The sequence below is a fragment of the Rhodococcus sp. Leaf278 genome, from assembly GCF_001426085.1.
Classification (GTDB): domain Bacteria; phylum Actinomycetota; class Actinomycetes; order Mycobacteriales; family Mycobacteriaceae; genus Rhodococcoides.
In genome coordinates, this window is record NZ_LMRR01000001.1 from 297,760 (window position 1) to 324,212 (window position 26,453).

Sequence of the window (26,453 nt, forward strand, 5' to 3'; positions counted from 1 at the left end):
CCAGGGAGTCCGCCATGGCAGGCAAGAAGATCGACAGAGTGCACGCACAGTCCGCGTTGGAGACGGTTCGTGAGAATCCCGGCATCGCACTGATCGCTGCCGCACCTGCACTGGTGGTGTTGGCGGTGGTGTGGTGGCTACTCGGGTTCCCCGCGGCCCTGATCCTGCTGCTCGCAACAGGCGGTGCCGGATACCTCTACCTCAGGAACCGCTGATCAGATAGCGCGCTGACTGGGTGATGTGCTGACTACTGATCGGCACGCGGGATGCAGAACTCGGTGATGGTGGCCGAGCTTGCGGTCAGCTCAGCCCACGACTTCTCCGTGGTCAGTACCGCAATTGCCGAGGTCGGGAAGCGGTGCCGAACCTCGCGGGCTACGTCGGTGTCGTCGTCGGTCGCCAGTTCGAGTGCAGTCCAAGGGATTCCGGGCTCGTGCCCGACAACCAGCAAGGTCGATACCGTCACGTCGTCGAAGTACGTGTCGGCGAGTCGGATCTCGTCGATGATCTCGTCGGCGGATCCGCCGTAGATGTCGCGCTCGAAGCGAGTCGGTGTGTCACCGAGGCCGGTGGCGGCGAGGGTTTCGCGAGTGCGCAGGGCCGTCGAACACAGGACTGCGTCGACCTGGCCGACGTGCTCGGCGATCCAGGCCCCGGCAAGTCCTGCCTCGCGTTCGCCACGCGCCGCCAGAGGCCGCTCGTGGTCGGGGACGCCGTCGGGGTAGCCGGATTTGCCGTGCCGCATCAGCACGAGGGTCCTAGTGGTCGCCATGCCGTCCACCGTAAACGGTCGAGGCTGGAGTATTGGAAACAGCAGCATCGGGATCAGGGAGCACGTTCACTGGCTCTGGGAAGACGAACTTGCGCATCGCCCACCATCGGAATGCGGTCGCCAGCAGTGTGCCGATGATCGAACCGCTGACGAAGTCGGCGATGTTCTCGGTGAGGAAGGACACGTTCGGCGCACGCAGATCCAGCATGTAACTGGACACCCACAGCGGTAGCTGGTTGATTGCCAGGCCGGTTCCGGCGACCGCGAAGAACAGCGCTGCCTCGTGGTGTCGGCGACGTCCGCCGCGGGCGGTGAACGACCATTCGCGGTTCAGAATGTACGACACGATCGTCGCGATCAGCACGGCCAGAACGTTCGCTGTCACCGGCTTGTCCTGCAGGATCGTCCATTTCAGACCGAAGAACAGTACGACGGTGACGACGAAGGTGATGGCTCCGACGATGAGGAACTTGAGGGCCTCGGCGTGCTTGACGAGGGGCTCGAGCCAGCGCTGGGGAACGTGGTCGGTGAGGCGGTCGGACACATGCATCCCATCGACGTTACCTCGAGTAACGGACTGGCCCGTATTCGTCGCAGCGGCGACGATGGCTCACGGCCGCGTGTTCAGGTAGTCCCGGAGCAGGCGACCGGCAGCCATATCGCCGCGACGGTACTGAATTTTCGGTCCCCGCGTGATAAACAAGTCCGGGGGTCGACAGCTGTTTCGTAGCAGGCTTTGCGGTGATTGGTGGTGACCTGGTGGCGAGCAGTCGCGATGCGGGCTTCGTGGCTCACTCGCGTCGGCGTGGCCTGACCGCAGTCGGCACTGCAGTGATGGTTCTGTGCTTGGTGGCCGGTTGGGGCGTCCTCTACTTCATCTCTCTGGTGGGTGCGCTGTGGCGTTTCCGCGAGCCCAATGCTCCTGCTCCCGTACTCACGCTGTCGGATCAATGGACGGACCTTGCTGTGGGTCTGATTCAAGTGGCAGTAGGGGCCGCGGCAATCGCTGCGGTGTACTTCGTTCGTCGTCGCACATTGCCGGTGGTCTGGCCCCTGCGTCGCGGTACTGCGCTCGAGGCGGCGATCACCTGGTGTGCCGCGATCGGTGCTGCGTCCGCGTTGCTGCTCGTGCTGTCTCGGATGGACGTGCTGCGCTTCAGCTTCTCTGTTCCGGCATCGGTCGAATCCGATTGGCTTGCAGTAGTTTCCGCGCTGGCCGTGGGTCTGCGCGAGGAACCGATCCTCGTGGCGCTGCCGGTGTTGCTGCTCGTGGGCAGGGTGCCGATCTGGGCGATCATGGCGTTGTCGGCGACGATGCGGGGCTTCCTCTATCTGTACTTCGGCGGTGGCGGATTTCTCTGGGCAGTGTGCTGGGGTGCTGCGGCCGTGTGGGTCTTTTATCGCTACCGACGGCTGTGGGTGTTGATCGCAGTGCACGGTCTGGTGATGAACGTTCAGGTGTTCGATCGAGTGATTCCGTCCGACAACGCCGCAACGATCATGCAGTGGGTCAACATCCTGATCCTGTTCACCGCGTTGCTGTGGTGGCTGACCCCGAGGGCGCTGGAGGCGTTTCTGCCGAACACGGTGGCTGTTCGCTACGGCGATTCGACCGTCGAGACAACGCCGATGGTGGCCGAGGTCGTGCTCAATCCCGAGAAGCTCGATCCGGATACCCCCAGAACGAACCCGCCAGTCAAGCCCTGACCATGCGGGCTTCGAGGCAATCCCAGTCCGGGTCGAACCGGGTGGTGCCGTCCAATCCGAACCGATGCTTGCGATAGAACGCAATCGCGCGGTCGTTTCCTGCAGCGACCCAGAGATACACAGAACCTATTCGGTGACCGATTGCGTCGACCATTAGTTCGGTGGCGACGCCAGTGCCGTGATGACTGGGCAGAACGTTCAGCGACCACAATTCCGTTGCAGCCGGTGGTTTTTCGTCCCGCGGCGGGCCGCCGGTGGCGAAGCCCACGATGCGAGAACTTGCGACGTCCACAGCGCACCGGGTCCGGATCCCGCGTGCGGACGCGTCGTCGAGACCGGCGATGATCCGCTCCCACCGTTCGATGCGGTGTTCGGGCCTCATCGCATCGAGCTTGGCGTCATTCATCATCCCCGAATACGTTGCCTTCCAGATGGCCACGTGTGCGGTGCCGAGTTGCTCCTCATCGCCGGGCCGGACGTCACGAATCGAGTAGCTGACCACCGCTCCGTTATACCGATCCTGCCGTCGAAAGCGCGCGATATTTTCTTGTCGTACCCCTCTCGTAGTATCGAATACATGTTCGATACCGGGGGGTGGGGAGCGGCGGAAACGCCGTCGGTCGATGACTGCATCGCGGGATTTCTCGATGTCATTGCGCTGAGCCGTGTTCAGGAGAACCTCGCACGGGCGGCGACGTTGATCGCGTACTGCGACGTCCTCGAGATGCGTCTCGAGGCCGCCGAGGCCGCCGATGGCGATCCGGGTGAGACGGTCCGAGGTGCGCTGTGTGATTTGGCCGTGACGATGACCGGCACGCGTCGCGATGCATCGGTGGTGCACGACGTCGCGGAGCGTCTACATCGAATGCCGTTGACCGCCTTGCGTTTCGTGACCGGAAGCTTCGATTGGTCGACGGTGGTCACCATCACGTCGGTGTTGCATCGGGCCAGTGACGAGACCATCTCGAAAATCGAATACGAGGTCTGCGCTGCAGGCGGCCGAATGCGCCCGCAAGCCTTGCGGAACCGAATCTGGCGGTTGTGGATGAAGGCAGATCCGGACGGCGCCGCGCAGGCTCGCGAGACCGCGAAATCCGAGGAAGTCGGAGTGCGGATCGACCGAACCGGTCCTGGCGGTATTTCGACGCTCATCGCGAAGATCACGGATCTGGAATCGGCCGAAGCGGATGCGCTCATCGTCGAGATCGTCGGTACGGTCTGCAAGGACGATCCGCGGTCGACGGGGATGCTGCGGGCCGCCGGACTGATGGCATTACTGCACGGTGAGCACTCGCTGGTCTGTCAGTGCGATCTCGGTGACGATTGCCCGGTTGCCGGTGCCGCCGATGATCTCCCTCCTCGGCGCGGGCACCTCCTGCAGATCGTGGTGGCGGTAGAGACTCTGCTGGGGCTGTCCTCGGAACCTGCGACCTTGGCGGACGGAACTCCCATCGATCCCGAGGTGGCGCGCATCGTCGCCGCCGACGCGAAGTGGCAGGCAATGCTGACCGAGTTGGTCGACATGCTGAAGCCCGAGCAAGACAAGCCGGAACAGGGCAGGCACGATCAGGACAGGCACGAGCAGCGCAGTCCAACGCGCAAGAACCCGAACGACAACAGTCCGGATGACGACACCCCGAATGACGACAGCCCGAACGGCGACGATCCGGATGACGACGACCCCGACGGTTCCGGCGACGACCCCGACGGTTCCGGCGACGACGACCCCGACGGTTCCGGCGACGCCGATCCTGACGACGATGATCCTGACGACAACGGTCCCGACGACGAGGGTCCCGACGATCCTGACGCCGATCCTGAAGACGATGGTCCCGACGATCCTGGCGGCGACGATCCCGACGGACCACTCGGCGACAACGACTCCGACCGGAATCGCAGTCCGTCGACCGAGGATTCGTACTTCTGGGCTGACCCGCGAGACCGTAATGATCCTGAAAACGCGCAGGACCCGGCCGGTCAGTCTCCACCCGGCTTTTGTTTGCTGCGCACAGTGCTGGGTATCGGCCGGGTGCGCAGTGCCGCTCAGCTTCCACCGATGCGGGGCCCATGTGCCCAAGATTGTCCGCCTGCCGATCAGATTCTGGGGGAGGAGTCTGTCCGGGATGGGCTTGTCGCACGTTGGCTCGGGTGGATTGCCGAACAGCCCGAGCGTGCGCTCGGCATTTTCCCCGACGGTCATGGCGGACAATGCGTTCCGTCGCGAGCCGCGGTGACCTATCGGCCCAGCGCGCGCGTTGCTGCCTTCGTGCGGACGGCCTATCGCACGTGCACGTTCCCCCACTGCGACGTGCCGTCCGCCCGGTGCCAGATCGATCATCTGGTTCCGTTCGACAAAGACGACCCGCGGCGCGGCGGGTGGACGATCGTGACCAATCTTCAGCCGGTGTGCGTGTTCCATCATCAGGCGAAGACTTCGAAAGCGTGGTCGGCGGTGATGCTCGCCGGAGGGGCAATTTTGTGGTCGAATTCTGTCGGTTTACGCGCGGTCACGTTGCCGGAGTTCTCGACCACATGTTCTCCCCGACGCCGCCGTCGCCGGAAGAAATCGGCCGACAATGCGCCGTCCCCGCTCGAATCCACCAGATGGGAGCTCGAGTTCAGCGGTTCTGTACCGCCGACACTCGCGGACTTTCGTGCTGCGTCTTCGGACAGTGCGAGGAAGGAACTGGCAGACAAGAGACGTGCGTACCTCGAGCACTGTCGCGTCGTGCACGCGCGCATCCGGCTCGATCGGAGCAGATACGATCCTGCGCCCTTCTGAAAAATAGACCGTCCAGAGTGTGGTCAGAACCGCACACCTGCTACCTTGAACGCCGTTCAAGTCTCTGGGGCAGGTGACCGCCCCACTCCTCGAGGAGCCACCCGTGTCAGATGTCGACAGCAGTACCCGCCCGCCGAGCCGTAAGGTCAGCCGAATGAACGTCTCCGCCCGGGATATGGCGCAGATCGCGGTGTTCGCAGCGCTCATCGCTGCTCTCGGCCTGCCGGGATCGATCACGGTCGGCTTCTCCGGCGTCCCCATCACCCTGCAGACCCTCGGCATCATCCTGTCCGGAGCGATCCTCGGTGCCAGGAAAGGCACTGCTGCGGTCCTGGTATTTCTCGCGCTGACCATGATCGGCCTCCCCCTGCTGGCAGGTGGACGTACCGGTCTGTCGGCGATGGCCGGGCCCACCGTCGGTTACCTCATCGGTTGGATCCCGGCGGCGCTGCTGATCGGCTGGCTCACGGCCCGCATCCTGCCGAAGTACTCGATCGCGCTCGGTCTGGCGATCAACGCCGTCGGCGGCATAGTGGTCGTCTACGTCTTCGGGATCATCGGTCTGATCCTGCGCACCGACGTCGGAGTCCTGGCCGCAATCACGTCCAACGGCCCGTTCCTGCCCGGTGACATCGCCAAGGTCGTCGTCGCGACCGTCGTCGCCAAGAGCGTGCACCGCGCATACCCGGGCCTGATCAAGGCGTGACTCTCGAGCTGGGAGGTCGAGGCGCGGTGCCTGCCATAGTTTGGCGTGGTCGCACCTTTACCTACGCCGACCTCGACGCAGCCGTCGAGCAATGGCCACACCTCCCAGCACGAGACGCCCACGCGCACGACGCCTCAGCACTCGAACTACCCGAGGCGCTGATCTGCGTCTTCGCGGCTGCGCGGCAGGGACGTGCGGTGCGCGTCGAAGATCCGGCTACCAGGCCAGACCGCACCGAACACCCGAATCCCGACGCTTTTCTACTGGTCGCGACGTCCGGCTCCACCGGACGCCCCAAGCCGCTCGCCCGCACCGCCGCGTCGTGGGTCGACAGCTTTCCCGAGTTCACCGACATCTCCGGTATCCGACCGACTGACACAGTGCTGATCACCGGACCACTGCACGCGACGATGCACTTGTTCGCCGCGGTGCATGCACTGTGGTTGGGGGCCTGCGTCACCGACAATCCGGCCGACGCCACGGCTGTGCACGCGGTGCCTGCGGTCCTCCGTGATGTCCTTCGCCGAATGCCTCATGCGCGGGTTGCCGTCGCGGCCGGGTCCGGCCTCGATGATGTTGCTGCACAGACGATCTCGGCGCAGGAAATCAGGCTGATCGAGTACTACGGCTCGGCGGAGCTCTCGCTGGTGGCGGCACGGGTAGTAGGCGAACAGGCGTCGCTGCAGCTCTTTAGTGGCGTCGAGGCTCGCACCGAAAACGGGTACCTCTCCGTGCTCTCGCCGTACTCTGCGCTCAGTGCCGCCGGCTGGTTCGGGGTCGGCGATCTCGCTGAGCTCACTGGCCGCGAACTCGTCGTGTACGGCCGCGGCGACGCTGCGATCAACGTCGGCGGTACCACCGTCATCGCCGAGGATGTCGAACGGATCCTGACCACGCTCGACGGCGTCCGGGCCGCGGCAGCGATCGGCGTACCACACGCGGTTCTAGGCGAAACAGTCTCTGCCGTCATCGAACTCGACGGGACCCGCGACCTCGACCTCGTTCGTGCCGACGCCCGCGCAATCATGACCAAAGAGGCGCTGCCCAGGCGGTGGACGGTGGTGCAGCAACTGCCCCGCACCGCAAGCGGCAAGATTGCCCGGAAAGCCCTCCTGTGACAACTCCCGTGATTGTCGCAGCAAAACGGACCGCGATCGGCATTGCGGGTCATGGTTTCGCCGATGTCACCGCCCCCGAGCTGGCTGCACCAGTCCTGAAATCCGTTGCAGCAGAGGTTAGTTCACTCGACCTGCCCATCGACGACGTGATTCTCGGCAACTGTCTCGGCCCCGGCGGCGACGTTGCACGCGTGTCGGCCCTGCTCGCGGGACTCGGTGTCGACATCCCCGGCGTCACCGTCGATCGCCAGTGTGGATCCGGCCTGGACGCCGTGATGCAGGCCGCGTCGCGCATCCGTAGCGGCGACGAGACGTTGCTTCTGGCCGGTGGCGTGGAATCGGCGAGTACGAGTCCGTGGCGGTTCTGGCCCCCGGTCGACGGCGGCGAACCGGTTCGCTACACCCGAGCGCCGTTCGCTCCGCAGGGTTTCGACGATCCTGACATGGGCGTTGCGGCAGACGAACTCGCGCGTAGACGTGGAATCGACCGGCAACGGCAGGACGAGTACGCCGCACGGTCCTTCGCACGAGCCGCGGCGCACGACTTCTCCGCCGAAATCATCCCGATCGGACGGATGAGCGCCGACGAGCGCATCCGTCCCAACATGACTGCCCAGCGCCTGGGCAGACTGCGTCCCACGTTCACTTCCGACGGCACAGTCACCGCGGGGAACTCCTGCGGAATCTCCGACGGTGCAGCGGTTCTGGCGATCACCACGGCCGAGATAGCTGCCGGAAGGCCGACGCTGCGCATCCTCGGCAGCGCGGTGGCCGGGTCGGATCCGGCTCTTCCCGGCCTCGGCCCGGTACCTGCTATCGAGAAGCTTCTCGCCCGCACCGGGGTGTCACTGAGCGACATCGGGGTCATCGAAATCACCGAGGCGTTCGCGTCGGTGGTACTCGCAGTCTCGGATGCGCTGGGTCTCGACGAGGAGCGCATCTGCCCGGATGGCGGTGCCATCGCGATGGGTCATCCGTGGGGCGCGTCGGGCGCAATACTGCTGGTGCGATTGGCATCCCAGATGCTGCGACCGAACGGTCCGGCACTGGGGTTGGCGGCCTGCGCCATCGGCGGCGGGCAAGGAATAGCGATGTTGGTGGAGCGAGTGACATGAGCACTATCAAGTTCGAGAACATTTCCCACTCGTTCGGGGAGCGGCAGGTACTGACTGGCATCGACCTCGAATTCGACGAGCGTCGGATCGGCATCATCGGATCCAATGGTTCGGGAAAGTCGACGCTGGCCAGAATGATCAACGGGCTGATCAAGCCCGATTCCGGCCGCGTCACGGTCGACGGCGTCGACGCCGCGAAGAAAGGTGCGCAGGTTCGCAAGAAGGTCGGGTTCGTCTTCACCGACCCCGACTCGCAGATCGTCATGCCCACTGTCGCAGAGGATCTCGCGTTTTCGCTGCGTCGGTCCGGGCTGAGCAAAAACGAAGTAGCCGACCGCGTCGACGAAATCCTCGTCCGCTTCCGTCTCGATCAGCATCGCGATCACCCGGCGCATCTGCTGTCCGGTGGGCAGAAGCAACTACTCGCCATCGGTGCCGTCCTCATCAGGCGACCGGAGGTGGTTGTTGCGGATGAGCCGACCACGTTGCTCGACCTCCGCAACGGACGCGTCGTCGCGCAGGCTCTGGATTCCATGGACCAGCAAGTCGTCGTCGTGACTCATCAGCTCGCTCTTCTGGACAGCTTCGAGCGTGTCATCGTCATAGACGACGGCCGCGTCGCATTCGACGGTGCACCTGCCGCAGCGGTTCCGGCGTATCGGGAGCTGATCGGGTGATCGGTCTCTACCGCCCCGGTACATCGCTGCTGCACCGAATGAGCCCGGGCTGGAAACTGCTGTCGCTCATCGTTGCAATCCTGGCGACCGTTGTCTTTGCGCGCACCCCGATCGAGGTCGGCCTGGTGGCGCTGATCGTCGCCGCTCTGTTCGCGGTGGCCCGTATACCGGCGAAAGTCGGACTGGCGCAACTACGTCCGGTGCTGTGGATGCTGCTGATCATCGGCGTGTTCCAGGTGCTGATCACCACATGGCAGCGCGCGGTCGTGGTGTGCGGAGTGCTGGTGATCTCTGTTGCCCTCGCGGCACTGGTCACGCTGACCACCCGGGTGACCGACATGCTCGACACCGTCACACGAGCCCTCGGCCCGATTCGACGCTTCGGAGTCGATCCGGATCGCATCGGACTGCTGCTGGCCCTTGCCATTCGGTGCATCCCACTACTGGCCTCCATCGTCCAAGAGGTGTCCCAGGCTCGTAAGGCTCGAGGACTGCAATGGTCGATGACGGCTCTGGCCACTCCGGTTCTGGTGCGCGCCCTCCGCACTGCGGACGCGATGGGCGATGCCCTCGTCGCGCGCGGTGTGGACGACGACGGTGCAGACGATGACAGTCCAGACGATGACGAGTGAGCTGCTCGCTGCGCGGGTTGCTCGGCATTCTGGACGACGGGACGCAGCGATCGTCGACGCGACCGGCGAGATCAGCTATCGCGAATTGTGGGATCGGGTAGAGCGCACCGCGGGATCGTTGACGGGAATGCGTCGGGTGGCGGTACTGCCGTCGTCGGACATCGGGTCGCTGATCGTGGTTCTGGCGGCAATGCATGCCGGTGTGAGTGTCGTTCTGCTGCATCGCCATCTGTTGCCCGAGGAATTCTCCGACGCCATTCGAGTGTGCCGACCGTCGCTGATCATCGCGCATCCGCGACAGCACGCACGGCTGCACAGGTGGGGTGCGGACACTGTTGTGGCACCCGAGCACCTCACTGCCGGCCGTGTCACCCCGATCGAGCCGCCGACCCCTGACGCCGAACTCCTGGTCGGCATCACCTCCGGAACGACCGGACCACCCAAATTGTTCGTCCGTGATCAGGCGTCCTGGGCTGCCACGCTCGACCGTTCCGATTCACTGTTCGAGCTCGGGCCGGGCGATCGAGTGTCTGCATCGGGCACCCTCGACCACACGCACTTTCTGTACGGGGCACTGCACGGGCTCACTCGCGGTGCGACGGTGGATCTACGCGCAGCGGTACATGCTCTCGAAGATGCTCCGACACATCTGTATTCGGTACCGACCATCGCCTGGGACATCGCACATTCCAACGCCCGTCACCCCGGCGTCCGCGAGGTGCTCTCGTCCGCGGCACGATGGCCGCTGTCGGGTCGCGCGGCATTGGCGACGGTACTGCCGAACGCAACCCTGACGCACTTCTACGGTGCGTCGGAGCTGAGCTTCGTCTCGTACGACCGTCGAACTCCCGATGGTGTCGAAGTGGTGGGCGCATTGTTCGACGGGGTCGAGGTGGAGACCAGGAACGAACTGCTGAACGTGCGTAGCGACATGTTGTTCGACGGCTATTTATGTCGAGTGGGCGAGCGCACCACTCTGACGAACGGGCCGGTCGACGGGTGGATGACGGTCGGCGATCGCGGCAGTGTCGAACAGGGTCGACTGACGCTACTCGGCCGCGGCAGTGAGACGATCGTTCGAGCCGGACTCACAGTCGAACTGGCCCCGATCGAAGCGGCACTGTTGTCGATCCCCGGTGTTCTCGACGCCGGAGTGGTCGGCATTCCCGATGATCGTGCCGGCGAGGTATCTGCAGCGGGAGTGGTTGTAGCCAAAGGGGACTCACCCACAGCGGCGCAGATACGTCGGCACGTGCGCTCGATGTTGCCGAGCCCGAGCCTACCCGTGGTGATTGCCGTCCTGGACGCCTTGCCCCGCACCCCACGCGGCAAGCTCGACCGTCAGGCCTTGGGGGCAACCTTGGCCACGGTGCGGACCGTCGGCTCGCCCGATGCGCCGGTGACCACGAACCAGACGGTCAACGCGCCGCCGTCGTAGCGGTGGCGCAGTGTCACCTGCTCGCCCGCAACGACCGGGGTCAGGTACTCGATCACAGCTCGGTGTGGAGACGCCGCAAGCTCGGGAACGCCGACCAGAAGCTCCTCGATCGCGTGCCAGTATGCTGCATTGTTGAGGTGGTCGAACGGGTCGATATCGGTTGCGCGCAAAGGGAACTGCACGTCCGTGTCCGATTCCGCCGGTACCGGCTCGGTCAGCCAGGCCTTCCATCGCAATCGGTGTTGATCGGTGGTTCTGGCCAGCATCTCGAGTGCCCCGTCGCTGATGCGGGTCGGCATGCCGGTGTCCTTGCTGATGTTGATCCAGAAGCCCTCGGTTTCGATGCGTCCACCCTTGGGGGTCGTCAGCGCCACTCGCATGTTGGACCAGCGCGTCGACATCGACGAACACCACCGGCGCATGTGCACGTGGTCCGGAAAGTGGATGGGCTCGAAGACGTCGATGACGGTTCGCCGGACGATCCACATCGGATCGGTCTTGCCCAGGGAAGTGGCGTCGAGGTTGTCGGTGCCGACGTCCTGCAGGTAGCGCGCAACCCCGTCGAAGCGCAGTCGGTTGGTCGGATCGATGTCGCCCGTCCGCACCGGCCAGCTGGTCTCGAAGCCCTCACCGGGAGGCGGCTGCGGTGCCAGTTCGTCGTCGAAGCCGGCCGGTTCCACGCGTGCATTGGTCACGTTCGCACTGTACGCGGACCGGCCGACTGTGCACTGTCAGACGATGTGCCGGGCACGCATTCCGTCGAACACCGGAGCCACCCGCACGACGTCGCCGCGTTGGGGTGCATGCACCATCTGGCCGTTGCCCATGTAGATCGCTACGTGTCCGGGTCCCGCCGGTCCCCAGTTTGCGAACAGGAGATCGCCGGGCTGCGCCAGTTCCATCGGAATCTCGGTGCCGACGTTCCACTGTGTTTCGGAGGTGCGGGGCAGCGTCACTTTGCCGCCCGATGCCTTGAACAGGGCGTACGACGTCAGACCGGAGCAATCGAACCCGCCGCCGGACGGACCGTTGATGTTTCCGCCACCCCACACGTAGGGCAGCCCCAGGTAGTCCATCGCCAATTGCACTGCCCGGCCGCCCATCCCGGTGAGATCGAGCCCCGCGAACGGTGTCAGAATGGCACCGAATTGGGCTTCGGTAGCCCTGATGCGGGCAACGTACGGCTTGGTCTGTGTCTCGTAATCGAAAGTGCCCGAGGGCATTCCGCCTGATCGCAGCACGGCACCCGCGCCCGCGTTGTATCCGGCGAGGGTGAGGTCCAGTGTGTCACCGGAGACCTTGCCTTCGCGCTTCCAGCCGTCGACCTGCCCGTAGATATCGCACAGCATCGTGCCCGACGCCATGACCGCGTCTCCGATGCTGTTGACGTCGACCACGCCGTTGCCGTCGTAGTCCTTGCCGTAGGTCGCCCACGTGCCTGGCATGAATTGCCCCGGTCCCTGGGCGCCGGTGCTCGAGACAGGCGCGGTCGGCCCGTACCGAAAGCCGTTCTCGGCGGCATAGAGTGCGGCGATCGTGGTGCCTTTGACGCCCCCGCAGATGTTGCCCGCCTTCTGCAACCACGGCACGAAGGCGGTGATGGCTCCCACCGCACCCAGGCCGATCGGGCCCACATTGATACCGGTGAACGTCACGGGCAGCCCGGGAAAGAGTGCGCGCCGAATGGCCTCGGCCGACGCCATGAAGGCCGTCTGGGTGGCGATATCGGCTGCGGTGTACGTGCGGCCGGCGAACTGGACTGCGCCCGCACCCAGAGCAGCGGCAGTCGTCGAGAGAGCACTGGACGAGAGAGCACTCGGTGAGAACACACTGAACGGAAGTGGGGCAGAGGAGGAGCCGGCAGCAGATACTGCCGCCGCTGCGGTGGGGAGGGCGGCCAGGGCCCCTTCCGCGGCGGTCGGCACCGCTGCATCGGCTGCTTCTGCGTCGGCTGCGTCGATGTCTTCCACGGTCGGCAGGTTCGGGAGCATCGGTTCGACGGCAGTGTGCAGGCCGTCGGCGGCATCGGACAACGTGCGATCGGCGATGTCGGCGGCCGGCTCGGGCATGGTGCCCAGGAGTTCGGTCCACTGATCGCTCATCGTCTTCGCCTGGTCCTCGGCGTTGGCAGCGATCTCTGCGGCCTGGTCCGTGACGGCCTTGTCCGGAATCGGAGCCGGGGCGTCGGTTCCGGCAACAACACCGGCGGCGGACACGATTACGGCAACGATGACTGCGAATGGATCGCCTGCCATGTTTCGACTCCTGATACTCGAACGATCTTCCCCGAGCCAGGAGCTGTGATCAGTCTCACTCGGATGCTGTACCCATCATGCACGGTGCAGTCGATCGACTCATGAGATTCGCAAAAGGAAATGCAGCGAAACTCAGAGAAGCGTGGTCCAGTAATCCGAGAAGCGGATTCCGATGAGCGCGATGACGATTGCGTACCACACGGCCAGCAGCGTCCACCGCCATTCGAGGAAAAGACGGCCGATTGTGCCGCCGTTGTTCGGGCCGGTGCCGATCAATCGGCTCAGGGCAAGCACGAACAGCGGCATCGTCACCGCCCACACCACCATGCAGTAGGGGCACAGAGCGCCGATCTCGTACAGGCTCTGGACTATCAGCCAATGTACGAACACTTCACCGAGCAGCAGACCGCCACTCATGCCGAGCCAGAACCAGTGGGGCAGTTCGACGCGGCCGAGCCACAGCACCCCGGCGACGAGCGCAATCGAGAACGCGACGATACCCAGGATGGGATTCGGGAAGCCGAAGAGCGCAGCCTGTTTCGTCACCATCACCGAACCGCACGAGAGCACCGGGTTCAGGCTGCACGACGGTACGTACGACGAGTCCTCGAGCAACTTGAACCGCTCGATCGTCAGCGTCAGTGCAGCGAGCAACCCGATCGCGCTGAAGACGGTGAATACTGCAGCGCCTGCGCGTGTTCTCATGTCGGTTACCGGTTGCTGCTCAATTACCGGCTGCTGCAGCGGCGGCGAGGATGTTGTCCGGAGTCGGGTTCGAGACGTCGGTGCCGTTGACGCGCACGCTCGGTGTTCCGTTGATGCCCTCGCCGATGACGGACTGCGTCTGGCTGGTGACCCAATCGGTGTAACTGCCGTCGGTGATGCACGACGCGGTGGCGGGGGAGTCGGCACCGGCGGAGGCGGCGATCTCGACGAGCTTGTCGTCGGTCAATCCGGTGCCGTTCTCGGCGGGCTGTTCCGCGAACATGGCGTTGTGCCAGTCCATCCAGCTGTCCCGGTCGTTCTCGGCAACACAGATCGCAGCACTCGCGGCACGCGTCGAATACATCGTGCCGTTCGAGAAGCGGTCGAGAATGGAGATGGGCCGGTAGTCGACCGCGACGTTGCCCGCGTCGGCCACTTGCTGCAACGTCGAACCGCTGATGGACTCGAAGTTCTTGCACGCCGGGCACTGGAAGTCCTCGACGACGCTGATGACGGTGGTGGCGTCGGGATTACCGAAGCGAATGGCACCGTTCTCGGTCAGCGACGTGGGTGTCAGCTGCGTACCCGGTGTCGAGTTGGCGGAGGGTGACGCCTCGCCCGACGTCGAATCCTTGTTGACGATGAACAGAGCGATCGCAGCAACGAGCGCGATCAGAACGACAGCGACGACGATCTGGATGAGAGTGCGGCGATTCTTGTCGCCGTTCTGCATTGCCCTGATGTCTTTCGATGCCTTGTTGCTCGTGTTCACGCGGCCAGTCTAGGCAGGGCAACCTGAGTGTCAGATGAGAGCAGTATCAGATGAGGGCAGTATCAGATGAGAGCAGCCAGTCTCTCGATGGCGAAGCGGTATCCGTCGATGCCGAGTCCGGCTATGACGCCGCTGGCGATCGGTGACACGAAGGAGTGGTGCCGAAATTCCTCGCGGGCGTGCACGTTGGAAATGTGCACCTCGATGATCGGTACCTCCGGAATGACGAGTGCGTCGCGCAGTGCCACCGAGGTGTGTGTCAGTCCGCCGGGGTTGATGACGATGCCCGACGCCACCCCACGGGCCTGGTGGATCCAGTCGATGATCTGTCCTTCGTGGTTCGACTGTTCCGCGTTCACGGTGAGTCCGTGGTCGGCGGCGGTCTTCTCGCACAGGGCGACGACGTCGGCGAGGGTGGCGTGGCCGTAGACCTCGGGCTGGCGGGTACCGAGCATGTTGAGATTCGGACCGTTGAGCACCAGCACCTGCTTGGCCATGACGTCACTCACTTTCTTGCTGGGCGAACTACCGAGTCGATCATTTCACAGCGTGGTTGACACAATCGTCCCGTGACTACAGGGAGAACCGTCTGGGTGGTGTGGGGTGTCGGTGTCTTCGCATACGTCATCGGGGTGCTCCATCGAACGTCGTTCGGAGTCGCGGGGCTCAGCGCTGCAGACCGATTCTCGGTCTCGCCGTCACTGCTGTCGTCGTTCGTGGTGTTGCAGGTGATCGTGTATGCGGCGATGCAGATCCCGGCCGGAGTGCTGTTGGATCGGATCGGTTCGCGCAGGATGATCGCCGCGGGCGCGCTCATCATGGCGTCGGCGCAGATCACGCTCGCACTCACCGAGTCGCTCCCGGTCGCCGTGGCCGCTCGCGCGTTCGTCGGCGTGGGCGATGCTCTCACGTTCATCTCGGTGTTGCGGTTGGTGCCGCGCTGGTTCTCTCCGCGGCGGGTGCCGATCGTTTCGCAGCTGACCGGTCTGCTCGGCCAACTCGGGCAGGTGCTCTCGGCGGTCCCGTTCCTGATTCTGTTGAACGGGCCGGGCTGGACGTTCGCATTCGGCAGTGCGGCCGCCCTCGGGCTACTCGCCCTCGTGTTGGTTCTGGCGCTGGTCAGAGATCGCCCCGACTCGGACACGGCACCGGAACCCGACCCCACGTCACTGCGGCAGACGCTCGCCTCCATCGCGGAGGTGTGGCGACGCCCCGGCACTCGGCTCGGCTTCTTCTCCCACATGGGCAGCCAATTCTCGATCACGGTGTTCGCACTGCTGTGGGGTGTGCCGTATCTGACGTCGGCGCAGGGCCTGTCTGCGCCGACGGCCGGAGCGTTGCTGTCGGTGTCGGTGGCGGCCGCGGTGGCGGCGGGCATCGTGTTGGGTCTGCTCACGGGGCGTTACCCGATGCGACGGTCGTGGTTGGTGCTGGCGATCATGGTCAGTAACGCCGCGATGTGGGCCATCGTGCTGTCGCTTCCCGGCCCTGCGCCGCTGTGGTTGCTGGTGCTGCTCGTGGTGGTGATCTCGGTAGGCGGCCCCGGTTCGGTGATCGGTTTCGACCTCGCCCGCACCTTCAATCCGAGCGCCAATCTGGGGACGGCTCAGGGAATGGTGAACATCGGTGGGTTCTTGGCGTCTCTGTTGGTCATCGCGGCGATCGGCTGGATTCTCGACGCGATGGGCGGCTACACCTTCGACAGCTTCCGCGTCGCCTTGCTCGTTCAGTTCCCGGTTTGGATCGTCGCTATCACCGGAGTTCTGCTGACGCGCCGCAAGACCAGGCGAGTGCTCGCGGCGGAGGGAATTCACCCACACACGATGCGTGAGGTCCGAGACCGGATTCGCGGCAAATAAACCTTTGCTTCAGCGGAGTTCTGCGAGCATGCTGGTGGTCCGAATATCGTTGTAGGACACAAGCAAACGCTACGTAAAGGTGCACTAAAGAGATGGTAACCGAGCGAGAAGTGACTCCCGTGAGCGGCGAATATTCGCACCGTGAGATCATGACCATTCTGTCGGGCCTGATGATGGGCATGTTCCTTGCTGCCCTCGACCAGACCATCGTGTCGACGTCCGTGCGCACCATCGCCGACGATCTCAACGGGTTCTCGGTTCTGGCCTGGGTGACCACGGCCTACCTCATCACCTCGACGGTCTCGACCCCGCTCTACGGCAAGCTCTCCGATCTGTACGGGCGCAAGCCGTTCTTCATGACGGCCATCTCGATCTTCGTCGTGGGGTCCATGCTGTGCGGCATCGCGACGTCGATGTACGAGCTCGCCGCCTTCCGTGCGATCCAGGGCCTGGGTGCGGGTGGTCTGATGTCGATGGCACTGGCCATCATCGGCGATATCGTGCCGCCGCGTGAGCGAGCCAAGTACCAGGGCTACTTCCTGGCCGTCTTCGGCACGTCCAGTGTGCTCGGGCCGGTGATCGGTGGGCTGCTCGCCGGGCAGTCGTCGATCCTCGGAATCACCGGTTGGCGTTGGGTCTTCTACATCAACGTGCCGCTCGGCATCATCGCACTCGTCGTCGTGTGGCGGGTGCTGAACCTGCCGGTGTACCGACGCGAAGCGCGCGTCGACTGGTGGGGCGCAGTACTTCTGAGTGTCGGGCTCGTACCGCTGCTCATCATCGCCGAGCAGGGTCGTGTGTGGGGTTGGAGCTCGCCACGAGCGTTGCTGTGCTTCGGAATCGGCATCGTCGGGGTCATTGCGTTCGTGCTCGCCGAGATCAAGATGGGCGACGACGCCTTGATCCCCATGCGGTTCTTCCGGAACCCGTTGTTCTCGTTGTGTATTGCCGTCAGCGTCATCGCCGGTGCAGCAATGTTCGGTGGCATTTCTCTACTGCCGCAGTATCTTCAGGTCGTCAAGGGATCCTCGCCCACTCTGGCCGGCTACCAAACCCTCCCGCTGGTGGGTGCACTGATGATCGCGTCGATCGTGTCGGGTCGAATGATCTCGAAGACGGGACGTTACAAGATCTTTCCGATCGTCGGCACCGCGTTGATGGCCATCGCCATGTTCACCTTCCACTACGTCCACGCCGATACTCCGCTGTGGCAGACCATGGTCGTGATGGGTGTGTTCGGCCTCGGTCTAGGTTCGATGATGCAGCCGCTGACACTGGCCATCCAGAATGCGATGCCGCCGAAGGACATGGGTGTATCGACTTCTGCCGCAACGTTCTTCCGCCAGATCGGTGCGACGGTGGGTGTTGCGGTGTTCCTGTCGATGCTCTTCACGCAGCTGACCCCGAAGACCGGTGATGCGCTGATTGCCGCGAGCTCGACGCCGGCGTTCCAGCAGGCGGTGCAGACTGCGGCGAGCAGTCCCGATCCACTGGAATCCGGTTTCGCCCGGGCCATCGCGTCGGGTGACGCCTCGGTCGCCGGTAGTGCGTTGCAGGACAGCTCGTTCATTCAAAAGCTTGAACCTGCATTAGCCGAACCGTTCCGAATCGGGTTCTCCGATGCCATGGACTACGTGTTCCTGGCCGTGTCGATCCTGATGGTCATCGGGTTCGTGCTCGTGCTCTTCCTGAAAGAGGTTCCGCTGCGCACGATGTCAGGGCTGGCCGCCGCTCAACAGCAGCGAGACGAAGAAAAGGCGAACGAGACCGGGCCCGTCCTGTAAATCCGGTGAGTTGCGATGCGGGCGTACAGGCCAGTCGGTGAGAGGTGTTCAGCTTTTCGGAGTGTTTCCGAGGCCGTCGAACAGGACGTCCAACCCCCGGTTCAGTTCGTGGGCACCGTCGTATTCCGTGATGAGCGAGGGTATGACGGACATGATGGGAAAGTCATCGATCGGCAGTCTGCGCAGCGCAAGGCTCAACCGGTCCACCGTCTCGTCCGGATGATCTGTCGTCTCTTGGGTCTCGCTGAGCACGTGTCCGCGTAGCAGGGACATCAGTAACCGGTAGGCAGAGAGTGCCTCGGGCACGGTGAATCCGGAGGTGGCCAAGAGGCTCAGGATGCCCTCGAGTGATACCAACGACCTTGTGGTCCCCAGTCCGAGTGGCGTCGCCCGGGGCCGAGTCGCCAGCAGAACCGCCGCCCGCGGGTGCTCGAGGGCCAGCTCGCGGTAGTGCCGAGCGAAGATGGTCAGCTGACGTCTCCAGTCGGTGTCCGACCCGTCCACCGCTACGAGTCCCCCGAGAATCGAATCGGCAATTGCATCGAGGAGCGCCTCTTTGGTGGCGACGTATCGATACACGGTCATGGGGTCGCGGTCGATCGACACGGCCAAGCTGCGGATGGTCAGGCTGTCGAGTCCGGTGTTGTCGATGATGGACAGGGCAGCTGATACGACGTATTCGCGGTCGATTCTGTCGCGTGGAGGTTGATTGAGTCGGTCCGAGGGTGTCATGAATGCTTCACCATTTTCGGTAAATCAGGTAAGCGGCACGCCGATCGGCTTTCGGCTGACAAACAAACTTGTTGTTCACCAACGTCTTTCGCTTGACCTGTGACCCTACACGTGGTCAGCTGTAGCTCTACACCGTAGAGATACGGAGAAACTCTTTTCTGCGAAGTGGGCATGAGCCTTCGCTGGTCTTTCACTCCTTTCGCCCGGTTGCAGACAGTCGACCGGCGATCCGCTGATGTACAGAATGTGCGAGACCTCGACGCCCCTGGAGATTTCCAGTGAATATCGTCGACCGTCGCCCAATCTCCGAAGCACAGTCGAATCTCGTCGGGGGAATCGATGCACACAATTCGTTGTGAGACAACAATTCTCATGCGAATCCCCCTCCAGCAGATCGGTACACATCATGTACGCTCCGCAACACCGCCCTGCGTCCTCCACCTCTCGACGCAAGGGCTCTGCGTTTATTCCTCTCGTCGGCACCGTAGCGCTGGCAACCAGCGCGCTCATGCTGGTCAACGCGTCGGCGGCCGACGCTCAAGCAGCTGCAGTCGTCGTTCCCACCGTCAACCTCGGTGCAGCAGATCCGTACGCAATACTTGCCGGCTCCACCGTGACCGACGCGGGCGGATCTGCCATATCCGGATCCGTGGGTGTGAGCCCGGGTGACGGGCAACCTTCCAGCGTCAGCGGCTTGCTGCAAGGCCAAATTACCAACGGCGTCATCGACGACAAGAACGAACGGGCTCGGAACGCGAAAGCCGCTCTGCAAGTTGCGTATACCGATGCTGCCAACAGGTCGGGTCCCGAACTGGTCCCAGTCGAGCTAGGGGGCACCACGCGGTATGCCGGTCTGTACAAGGGCGACACACTCGGACTGACCGGTCCTCTACCACTGACGCTCGACGCCCAAGGAAACTCCGCTGCCGTCTTCATTTTCCAAGCTGGATCCACTCTCATCACCGGGTCGAACAGCAGTGTCTCCCTGATCAACGGGGCCAGCCCGTGCAACGTGTTCTGGCAGGTCGGAAGCTCGGCCACTCTCGGTACCGACACAGATTTCGTCGGCACGGTCATGGCACAGGCGTCGATCACTGCGACCAGGGATGCCGATGTGCGCGGACGGCTTCTGGCTCTGACCGGCGCAGTCACCCTCGACTCGAACACGATCAGCAATGCAGAGTGTGGGATCACCGAGCCTCCGGTGACCACGACTCCTCCGGTGACCACGACTCCTCCGGTGACCACGACTCCTCCGGTGACCACGACGCCTCCGGTGACAACGACCCCTCCAGGTGACGGTGGCGGCACACCGGGCGATGGCGGCGGTACACCGGGCACCCCGGGTGACGGTGGCGGCACACCGGGCACACCGGGCGATGGCGGCGGTACACCGGGCACCCCGGGTGACGGTGGCGGAACGCCGCCGATCGTCATCGAAGTACCCCCGATCCCAGGCCTGCCTCCGATTCCCGGCATCACGATCCCGACGATTCCGGGTATCCCCAACGTGCCTGAGCAGCCGAACACCCCGGGCGTGCCTGAGCAGCCGAACACCCCGAACACTCCCAACACCCCGAACACTCCCAACACCCCGAACACTCCCAACACCCCGAACACCCCGAACACCCCGAACACCCCGAACACCCCGAATCAGCCCAACCAGCCGACCACACCCGGTGGCCCGGATCAGCCGGGTACGTACAACCCGGGTGGGCAGATCACACAGATTCCCAACGGCGGTGTCGATACCGGTGACGGCAGTACGGTCACGCAGTCGACCAACTCGGCGGCCGTGACGATGTGGACTCTTTTCGCTCTACTCACTGTCGGCGCGGTGTCGGTCACGTTGATGACGCGTCGTCGGCGCTGATCTGTGAAAGCCGTAGCCAGGGAGTACGCACCTCCGGCTGAATCTGCCCGCACCACGATCCTTTCCCGGGTCGTGGTGCGGGCAGTAGCCGCTGCCTGCTTCATGCTCCTGTTGTTTCTTACCGGTTGCGAAACGCCTTCGGACGAAGCGCCTCCGGAGCGCACTGCACCGTCGTCGGCCATGTCTACGCAGGCACCGGATACTTCTACCGATGAGGTTGCAGCGCAGGCAAATTCATCGGTGGCCGGGTCACCTCCCGCCCGTATCGACATTCCGGCGATCGACGTCGACTCCGACGTGATGGATCTGGGTCTTCGTTCGGACGGTTCGATGGAAGTTCCGCCGGGTGGTTTTCCCGCGGGCTGGTACACGGGGTCGCCGATCCCTGGCCAACTGGGGCCGTCGATCCTTGCCGGACACGTGGATTGGGGCGGCAGCCCGGGAGTCTTCTACCGACTCCGGGATCTCGCGCAGGGTGACGACGTCACCGTCACGGACCAGAATGGCGGTACGGTTCGCTTCGTCGTCAGCGCGGTGGAGCAGTATCCGAAAGACTCGTTTCCCACCGACAAGGTCTACGGCGACATCGATCATCCCGGCCTGCGTCTGATCACCTGTGGCGGACAGTTCGACTCGGATATCTCGAGTTACGACGACAACATCGTCGTGTACGCCGATCGCGTCTGACCGAGCTCCCTCGCTCACAGCAACCTCGCAGGCTGCTCCCAGCCGGACCGGCGGTCCATCGCACATTCTCGTAGTCGACAACTTCGACGAACAGGATCTGCGATGACCGCCCAAATCGACCGACCGGCCGCGATGCCCCCGTCGCATGCCCGCCAGCCGTCCAGGCAGGATCGGGGGTGGTATCGCCGCCGACACCTGCTCGGGCTTCTTGTTCTGCTCGCGGCCACCGCAACGCTGTACCTGTGGAACCTGACCGCCAGTGGCTATGCGAACACGTTCTACGCCGCGGCGGTGCAGGCCGGTACCAAGGACTGGACTGCGTGGTTCTTCGGATCACTGGATTCCGAAAACTTCATCACCGTGGACAAGCCTCCGGCCGCGCTATGGGTGATGGGACTGTCGGCCCGTCTGTTCGGGTTCTCGAGCTTCAGTCTGCTGCTTCCCCAAGCCCTGATGGGTGTCGCCGCGGTGGCGACGGTGTATGCCGCGGTCAAGCGAGTCGCGAATCCCACCGCCGGCTTGCTCGCCGGCTTCACGCTGGCGTCGGTTCCTGCCGCTGCGCTGATGTTCGACTTCGACAACCCCGACGCGCTGCTGGTTCTCCTCATGACGCTCGGCGGCTACTTCGTCGTGCGGTCTCTGCAGACCTCGGCCGGTCGACGGGCCGCCATGTGGCTCGCCTTCGCCGGCGTGGCGTTGGGATTCGCGTTCCTGACCAAGATGCTGCAGGGCTTGTTGGTACTACCAGCCTTCGGGTTGACGTATCTGGTTGCCGGACACGCACAATTGCGCGCCAGACTGCTGCATCTGATCGGTGCGTTCGCGGCATTGGTCGCCGCCGCCGGCTGGTGGGTGGTGGCGGTTCAGCTGTGGCCGGAAGGTGCGCGCCCGTACATCGGCGGGTCCACCGACAACACCGTGATGGATCTGGTGCTCGGATACAACGGTCTCGGCCGAATCTTCGGTAACACCGGGGGAGGCGGGGGCGGGGCACCGGGCGGATTGAATTCCGGTGCAGCCGGATCGAGCTTCGGCGGGTCGACCGGCTTGGATCGATTGTTCGGCAGTGAGATGGGAATCCAGATTTCGTGGCTGATCCCTGCGGCATTGGTGGCAATGGTCTTCGGTCTGATCGCTCGGGGACGAGCACCGCGGACCGACCTGCTGCGTGCATCCCTGATTCTGTGGGGCGGTTGGTTCCTGGTGACGGCGCTGATCTTCAGCTACATGTCCGGCACGATCCACCCGTACTACACGGTTGCGCTCGCTCCTGCACTTGCGGGCATGATCGGAACCGGCGGCTACGCACTCTGGCTTCGACGCGAATCAATATGGGCCAGAGCAGGTATGGCGACGATGATGCTTGCGGCGGGTGTCTGGAGCTGGGTGCTGCTGCATCGCAACGCGGACTGGCTGCCGGCCTTGAAGTGGATCCTGTTGGTGGGAACCGTTGTTGCGGCCGTGATGATCCTGCTCGCCGGGCGGTACCGAAAGCTCACTGCGGCAGCACTGATCCTCGGAGCAGTGGCCGGTCTCGGCGGTGGCGCGTCGTATGCCATCGCTACGACGACGAACGCGCACAGCGGATCCGTCCCCACCGCAGGCCCGACCGGTGCAGTCAGCGACAGCGGCATGGGCGGGATGCCGACCGGTGGGATGCCGAGTGGAGCAGTGTCGGGCGACGCAATGCCGGGCGATGATGCGGGCATGCCTGCTGATGCTGCCGATCTCCCAGCAGGCTTCGGCACCGGCACTCTGCCCGGCGGTATGTCCAGCATGGGCGGTGGCATGGGCGGTGGCATGGGCGTTGAGACCAACGAGGAGTTGACGGCTCTGCTCGAGTCCACAACGACGAGATGGTCTGCTGCAGTGAACGGTTCGCAGTCTGCAGCGGGGTACGAGCTTTCGTCCGATACCGCGGTGATGGCGATCGGCGGCTGGAGCGGCGATCCCGCACCCTCGCTCGACGAGTTCATCGAGTACGTCTCCAATCACGAAGTCGCGTACTACGTATCCGGAGGCATGGGTGGTGGAATGGCACGCGGGGTCATGGGCGGCGACTCGACGAGCACCTCCTCGCAGATTCAGGAGTGGGTCGAGGCGAACTTCACCGCCAGCACTGTCGGCAGTGCGACGGTGTACGACCTCAGCACTTACACCGGCTGACACCGACCGAACAGAACGACGCCCAGAAGGCACAGCTGTTCCACCGCAGACACGTCGACTGCGGTGGAACTTCTGTGTGCTGACCCGAGATCGATCAGAAAGGCGGGGGATCATCGTCGGGTGCTGATGTAGGTACCGGAGCGGGCAGCGGCTGGACAATCTCGAGGCTCGAGGCATCCGCCTGCATCGCTTCACCTCTGGGCCTGCGGTATACGACGGGCAGATTGCTCATGTCTGCGAGTTGGGTCGTTCCGGGAACAGTGATCGCTGTGGTGCCGGCGTTCGAGAGCCAGAACTCGACGCCATCGGCCAGCATCACGGGAGTCCACAAACCCATGGTCTTGAGGCTGTGGTGATAGCGGCACAGACAATGCAGATTGGAGTCGATGGTCCACCCGCCGTTCGCAGGATCGCGATGAAAGTACGGCACGATGTGGTCGATTTCGCATTGCCGAGCCGGGACGTCGCAGCCCGGATGTCGGCAAGTGCGATCGCGGTACCGAATGCGTTCTGCGAGTGCGGTACTGGGCCGATAAACAAGCGCTCCGGGTGGTGGCGGCACGAGACCGCCGTGACCGTCCGGATACAGCGCGAACCCGAGTGAGGGATCGGCGGCAATCGCCGCTTCGAGTTCGGCTACGAAGGTGTATGTGCCGCGATACGGCGTGGCGACACAGTTGTTCCGCGGTGGACGCGGGGCATTCTGCGGACGAGGCGGTCGAGGCGGTCGAGGCGGTCGAGGAACTGCACCGCCCGTTCGGCGACGTCCACGCCCCAGTGCGTGAAACACCATGTGTGAGGGCTTGATAGAGCAGCTACCCCTGGTCTCGGTGTCCGACGGTGCAGACGTGCTTTCGGACGCGGACTCTGCAGTGTCGGACTCCGTAGTGTCGGATCCTGCAGTGTCGGTTTGTTGTGTGTCGGTCCGGTCTGTCTGCTCGACACCATCCGTTGCGGTGCCCTCCTCCACGTCGAGGTTGATGAGCGATTCCAAGTCTTCGCCGTATCCGAGGGTCTCGGCCAGATTGCGGGCTTCGGTAAGGAGGATCTGCCAGTGCGCGTTGTCGGCCAATTCTCGGGCGTACTCGGCATCGATGGTGCCGTGGCCGGCCAGGTGAGCAGGATTGGACAGCAGACCGGCGAGAGTGGCGAGGTCGACCGTGATGACCGTGAGCGGCGTGCGCCGATCTGGGCGCGCGGTGTCGGCCGTGCAGGGGTTGTCGTCATCGGGTTCGCACATGCATGCCATCGATGACTCCTGATGCAGCAGAGCAACATACGCTGCGGCACGCTTCTGTCCTCGAGTACGTGGATCGTGTCGGCAGACGGTGGCGGCCATCTCGTTGATGAGTTGCCAGGCAGCGGCGGCGTCGGCGGCAGTGAGGTCGGCCTTCAGCGTCGACAGCACATCTTTGTCGATGTAAGTGACATTGGTGTGCCGTTCCAAGTCCTTGCGTAGAGCGGCAGCCTGCTCGGGTGCGATGCGGTACATGATCGACCAGATTTCGGTCGCGAGCGGACCGGGCGACAGGCGTCGGGCAGCGCACAGAATCTCGCCTTGGACAGCTGCCGCCGCGTCGTGCGTCAGATTATGGGTGCAGCGGTATATCGCGCGGACGCGAGGCAGATCGAGTTCGCCTGCTTCGAACGCGGCGGCGACGGCGGGAAGCCGAAGCCGAAGGTCCATCCCGACCTCGGCGTACGTGTTCGCGACGGTCTTCGAGCAGCCCAGAACGTGTGCAATTTCGGAGGCTGCATAGTTGCCCGCATCTTGAATGACGTCACCGACGAGCACGTTCTGATGAATGCACATGTCCCAGATGGCGGCGGCCAGAGCGACCTTGCGTGCGCACGCTTGATTCTCCAGAATCGTGACATCCCGAATCTCGGCCAACGAAGCAGGCGCGATGTACGGCTTCGATTGCGGCCCGAGATAGGCCGCGAATCGGCTGCGCGCAGATGTGGTCACTGTGTCTTCGCCCCCCGGCAGATGTTCAGCGATTAATAGAACGTACGTTCGATAGTACTGGCGTGTGAACGATCCGTCAAACTCAATTACTTTGCAATGGATAAGGATTGGCGTGCAACTGCCTATACACCCACCCACCGACAACACCGTTTGACCCTGACACCGCGTCAGGCTTCAGGATGGTGGACATGACCGAGAACTACCCCGCCTTCGAGGTGAGCCCAGTACCGATTCCGGGCCCACACACCGCCGCGCCCGAGCTGTTTCGTGGCTTGTACGGCATGCCGATGTTCGTCACCGTCCCCACCGCGAATCTCGCCGAATCGACCGAATTCTGGACCCGAGCTCTCGGTTTCTTCGAACTCTTCACAATTCCCGGTCAATTGGTTCATCTGCGCCGCTGGGTGTTTCAGGATGTTCTGCTCGTGCCGACGGAGCGGTCGGCCGGACTGCCGGCAATGACGGTGAGCTTCGCCTGCGTCCTCGACCAGCTCGATTCCATCGCCCAGGCCTGCGCCCAAATCCGACCCGGCTCGGCTACCGGGCCGCACACTCGACTGTGGAATTCCGTCGAGCTCGAGATCCACACTCCGGAGAATGTGCAGGTCATCATGACAGCGGCACGGCCGTATGATCCGGACAGCGCTGAAGCGGCAACCCTCCGAGCAGTAGGCATCGAACCGACGGAACACGGCGGACCCTGA

25 protein-coding genes are annotated in these 26,453 nt (G+C 63.8%); 15 read left to right on the forward strand and 10 right to left on the reverse strand.

Annotated features, from left to right (window positions below; genetic code table 11):
* Positions 1-14 precede the first annotated feature (14 nt).
* Positions 15-215 carry a hypothetical protein gene (locus tag ASG84_RS01500; protein WP_057475259.1) on the forward strand — a complete coding sequence of 67 codons (201 nt, stop codon included), beginning with the start codon at positions 15-17 and terminating at the stop codon, positions 213-215.
* 32 nt (positions 216-247) lie between these two features.
* On the opposite strand, the gene ASG84_RS01505 is transcribed toward ASG84_RS01500, so the two are convergent.
* Complete coding sequence (locus ASG84_RS01505; RefSeq protein WP_057475504.1) at positions 248-772, reverse strand: SixA phosphatase family protein; 525 nt, start codon at positions 770-772, stop codon at positions 248-250.
* The gene (locus tag ASG84_RS01510; RefSeq protein WP_057475260.1) at positions 759-1,322 is read right to left on the reverse strand and encodes a GtrA family protein; all 564 of its coding nucleotides are present in this window, start codon (positions 1,320-1,322) and stop codon (positions 759-761) included. Before ASG84_RS01510 ends, ASG84_RS01505 begins: the two co-directional genes overlap by 14 nt.
* A 209-nt stretch (positions 1,323-1,531) precedes the next feature.
* On the opposite strand from ASG84_RS01510, the gene ASG84_RS01515 reads away from it, so the two are divergent.
* Positions 1,532-2,479, forward strand: a complete 948-nt coding sequence (locus tag ASG84_RS01515) for a CPBP family intramembrane glutamic endopeptidase (protein WP_057475505.1) — start codon at positions 1,532-1,534, stop codon at positions 2,477-2,479.
* Here the strand turns inward: ASG84_RS01515 and ASG84_RS01520 are convergent.
* Entirely contained in the window at positions 2,469-2,981 is a 513-nt protein-coding gene (locus ASG84_RS01520) for a GNAT family N-acetyltransferase (RefSeq protein WP_057475261.1), read from the reverse strand. The genes ASG84_RS01515 and ASG84_RS01520 overlap by 11 nt on opposite strands.
* Positions 2,982-3,056: 75 nt before the next feature.
* Between ASG84_RS01520 and ASG84_RS01525 the strand changes: the two genes are divergently transcribed.
* The 7 genes from ASG84_RS01525 (at position 3,057) to ASG84_RS01555 (ending at position 10,947) form a co-directional block, all read left to right on the forward strand.
* On the forward strand, positions 3,057-5,261 hold the full coding sequence (locus tag ASG84_RS01525; protein WP_057475262.1) for an HNH endonuclease signature motif containing protein: 2,205 nt from the start codon (positions 3,057-3,059) through the stop codon (positions 5,259-5,261).
* A gap of 154 nt (positions 5,262-5,415) precedes the next feature.
* The gene (locus tag ASG84_RS01530; RefSeq protein WP_200936476.1) at positions 5,416-5,967 is read left to right on the forward strand and encodes a biotin transporter BioY; all 552 of its coding nucleotides are present in this window, start codon (positions 5,416-5,418) and stop codon (positions 5,965-5,967) included.
* On the forward strand, positions 5,964-7,085 hold the full coding sequence (locus ASG84_RS01535; RefSeq protein ID WP_057475264.1) for an AMP-binding protein: 1,122 nt from the start codon (positions 5,964-5,966) through the stop codon (positions 7,083-7,085). The genes ASG84_RS01530 and ASG84_RS01535 overlap by 4 nt, the downstream gene beginning before the upstream one ends.
* The gene (locus ASG84_RS01540; RefSeq protein WP_057475265.1) at positions 7,082-8,200 is read left to right on the forward strand and encodes a thiolase family protein; all 1,119 of its coding nucleotides are present in this window, start codon (positions 7,082-7,084) and stop codon (positions 8,198-8,200) included. Before ASG84_RS01535 ends, ASG84_RS01540 begins: the two co-directional genes overlap by 4 nt.
* The gene (locus tag ASG84_RS01545; RefSeq protein WP_057475266.1) at positions 8,197-8,877 is read left to right on the forward strand and encodes an energy-coupling factor ABC transporter ATP-binding protein; all 681 of its coding nucleotides are present in this window, start codon (positions 8,197-8,199) and stop codon (positions 8,875-8,877) included. The genes ASG84_RS01540 and ASG84_RS01545 overlap by 4 nt, the downstream gene beginning before the upstream one ends.
* On the forward strand, positions 8,874-9,509 hold the full coding sequence (locus tag ASG84_RS01550) for an energy-coupling factor transporter transmembrane component T family protein (RefSeq protein ID WP_057475267.1): 636 nt from the start codon (positions 8,874-8,876) through the stop codon (positions 9,507-9,509). Before ASG84_RS01545 ends, ASG84_RS01550 begins: the two co-directional genes overlap by 4 nt.
* Positions 9,484-10,947 carry an AMP-binding protein gene (locus tag ASG84_RS01555; protein WP_235581488.1) on the forward strand — a complete coding sequence of 488 codons (1,464 nt, stop codon included), beginning with the start codon at positions 9,484-9,486 and terminating at the stop codon, positions 10,945-10,947. Before ASG84_RS01550 ends, ASG84_RS01555 begins: the two co-directional genes overlap by 26 nt.
* On the opposite strand, the gene ASG84_RS26770 is transcribed toward ASG84_RS01555, so the two are convergent.
* The 5 genes from ASG84_RS26770 to aroQ all read right to left on the reverse strand — a co-directional run bounded on the left by ASG84_RS26770 (position 10,851) and on the right by aroQ (position 15,176).
* Positions 10,851-11,642, reverse strand: coding sequence for an acyl-ACP thioesterase domain-containing protein (locus ASG84_RS26770; protein WP_082520721.1), 792 nt, complete (start codon positions 11,640-11,642; stop codon positions 10,851-10,853). The genes ASG84_RS01555 and ASG84_RS26770 overlap by 97 nt on opposite strands.
* Before the next feature lie 36 nt (positions 11,643-11,678).
* Positions 11,679-13,202, reverse strand: coding sequence for a C40 family peptidase (locus tag ASG84_RS01565; RefSeq protein ID WP_057475270.1), 1,524 nt, complete (start codon positions 13,200-13,202; stop codon positions 11,679-11,681).
* Positions 13,203-13,334: 132 nt separating this feature from the next.
* On the reverse strand, positions 13,335-13,907 hold the full coding sequence (locus tag ASG84_RS01570) for a vitamin K epoxide reductase family protein (RefSeq protein WP_057475271.1): 573 nt from the start codon (positions 13,905-13,907) through the stop codon (positions 13,335-13,337).
* Between the two features lie 19 nt (positions 13,908-13,926).
* Positions 13,927-14,679 carry a DsbA family protein gene (locus tag ASG84_RS01575; protein WP_057475272.1) on the reverse strand — a complete coding sequence of 251 codons (753 nt, stop codon included), beginning with the start codon at positions 14,677-14,679 and terminating at the stop codon, positions 13,927-13,929.
* A 62-nt stretch (positions 14,680-14,741) separates the two neighbouring features.
* The gene (aroQ, locus tag ASG84_RS01580) at positions 14,742-15,176 is read right to left on the reverse strand and encodes a type II 3-dehydroquinate dehydratase (RefSeq protein ID WP_200936477.1); all 435 of its coding nucleotides are present in this window, start codon (positions 15,174-15,176) and stop codon (positions 14,742-14,744) included.
* A 72-nt stretch (positions 15,177-15,248) separates the two neighbouring features.
* On the opposite strand from aroQ, the gene ASG84_RS01585 reads away from it, so the two are divergent.
* Entirely contained in the window at positions 15,249-16,538 is a 1,290-nt protein-coding gene (locus tag ASG84_RS01585; RefSeq protein WP_057475274.1) for an MFS transporter, read from the forward strand.
* A gap of 92 nt (positions 16,539-16,630) precedes the next feature.
* A complete protein-coding gene (locus ASG84_RS01590; protein ID WP_057475275.1) occupies positions 16,631-18,322 on the forward strand; it encodes an MDR family MFS transporter in 1,692 nt (563 codons plus the stop codon).
* Positions 18,323-18,370: 48 nt separating this feature from the next.
* On the opposite strand, the gene ASG84_RS01595 is transcribed toward ASG84_RS01590, so the two are convergent.
* Positions 18,371-19,054 carry a TetR/AcrR family transcriptional regulator C-terminal domain-containing protein gene (locus tag ASG84_RS01595; protein WP_057475276.1) on the reverse strand — a complete coding sequence of 228 codons (684 nt, stop codon included), beginning with the start codon at positions 19,052-19,054 and terminating at the stop codon, positions 18,371-18,373.
* A 406-nt stretch (positions 19,055-19,460) separates the two neighbouring features.
* Here ASG84_RS01595 and ASG84_RS01600 point away from each other — a divergent pair, with 406 nt between their 5' ends.
* From ASG84_RS01600 to ASG84_RS01610, 3 genes are all read left to right on the forward strand, one after another.
* Positions 19,461-20,927, forward strand: coding sequence for an ice-binding family protein (locus ASG84_RS01600; RefSeq protein ID WP_162248302.1), 1,467 nt, complete (start codon positions 19,461-19,463; stop codon positions 20,925-20,927).
* 180 nt (positions 20,928-21,107) lie between these two features.
* Positions 21,108-21,614: a class F sortase gene (locus ASG84_RS01605; RefSeq protein ID WP_235581490.1), complete on the forward strand. Its 507-nt coding sequence runs from the start codon at positions 21,108-21,110 to the stop codon at positions 21,612-21,614.
* Between the two features lie 102 nt (positions 21,615-21,716).
* On the forward strand, positions 21,717-23,780 hold the full coding sequence (locus tag ASG84_RS01610) for a glycosyltransferase family 39 protein (protein ID WP_200936478.1): 2,064 nt from the start codon (positions 21,717-21,719) through the stop codon (positions 23,778-23,780).
* 94 nt (positions 23,781-23,874) lie between these two features.
* Here ASG84_RS01610 and ASG84_RS01615 read toward each other — a convergent pair whose 3' ends face one another.
* Entirely contained in the window at positions 23,875-25,749 is a 1,875-nt protein-coding gene (locus tag ASG84_RS01615) for an HNH endonuclease signature motif containing protein (protein WP_200936479.1), read from the reverse strand.
* 188 nt (positions 25,750-25,937) lie between these two features.
* Here ASG84_RS01615 and ASG84_RS01620 point away from each other — a divergent pair, with 188 nt between their 5' ends.
* Positions 25,938-26,453, forward strand: coding sequence for a hypothetical protein (locus ASG84_RS01620; protein WP_057475509.1), 516 nt, complete (start codon positions 25,938-25,940; stop codon positions 26,451-26,453).

Bases quoted from the DNA above. Each gene is read 5' to 3' on its own strand.
- ASG84_RS01530 (WP_200936476.1), top strand. From the start codon at position 5,416: ATGAACGTCTCCGCCCGGGATATGGCGCAGATCGCGGTGTTCGCAGCG.
- ASG84_RS01505 (WP_057475504.1), bottom strand. From the start codon at position 772: ATGGCGACCACTAGGACCCTCGTGCTGATGCGGCACGGCAAATCCGGC.
- ASG84_RS01500 (WP_057475259.1), top strand. From the start codon at position 15: ATGGCAGGCAAGAAGATCGACAGAGTGCACGCACAGTCCGCGTTGGAG.
- ASG84_RS01610 (WP_200936478.1), top strand. From the start codon at position 21,717: ATGACCGCCCAAATCGACCGACCGGCCGCGATGCCCCCGTCGCATGCC.
- aroQ (WP_200936477.1), bottom strand. From the start codon at position 15,176: ATGGCCAAGCAGGTGCTGGTGCTCAACGGTCCGAATCTCAACATGCTC.
- ASG84_RS01590 (WP_057475275.1), top strand. From the start codon at position 16,631: ATGGTAACCGAGCGAGAAGTGACTCCCGTGAGCGGCGAATATTCGCAC.
- ASG84_RS01565 (WP_057475270.1), bottom strand. From the start codon at position 13,202: ATGGCAGGCGATCCATTCGCAGTCATCGTTGCCGTAATCGTGTCCGCC.
- ASG84_RS01620 (WP_057475509.1), top strand. From the start codon at position 25,938: ATGACCGAGAACTACCCCGCCTTCGAGGTGAGCCCAGTACCGATTCCG.
- ASG84_RS01545 (WP_057475266.1), top strand. From the start codon at position 8,197: ATGAGCACTATCAAGTTCGAGAACATTTCCCACTCGTTCGGGGAGCGG.
- ASG84_RS01595 (WP_057475276.1), bottom strand. From the start codon at position 19,054: ATGACACCCTCGGACCGACTCAATCAACCTCCACGCGACAGAATCGAC.
- ASG84_RS01510 (WP_057475260.1), bottom strand. From the start codon at position 1,322: ATGCATGTGTCCGACCGCCTCACCGACCACGTTCCCCAGCGCTGGCTC.
- ASG84_RS01525 (WP_057475262.1), top strand. From the start codon at position 3,057: ATGTTCGATACCGGGGGGTGGGGAGCGGCGGAAACGCCGTCGGTCGAT.
- ASG84_RS01605 (WP_235581490.1), top strand. From the start codon at position 21,108: ATGTCTACGCAGGCACCGGATACTTCTACCGATGAGGTTGCAGCGCAG.
- ASG84_RS01600 (WP_162248302.1), top strand. From the start codon at position 19,461: ATGTACGCTCCGCAACACCGCCCTGCGTCCTCCACCTCTCGACGCAAG.
- ASG84_RS01570 (WP_057475271.1), bottom strand. From the start codon at position 13,907: ATGAGAACACGCGCAGGCGCTGCAGTATTCACCGTCTTCAGCGCGATC.
- ASG84_RS01555 (WP_235581488.1), top strand. From the start codon at position 9,484: ATGACAGTCCAGACGATGACGAGTGAGCTGCTCGCTGCGCGGGTTGCT.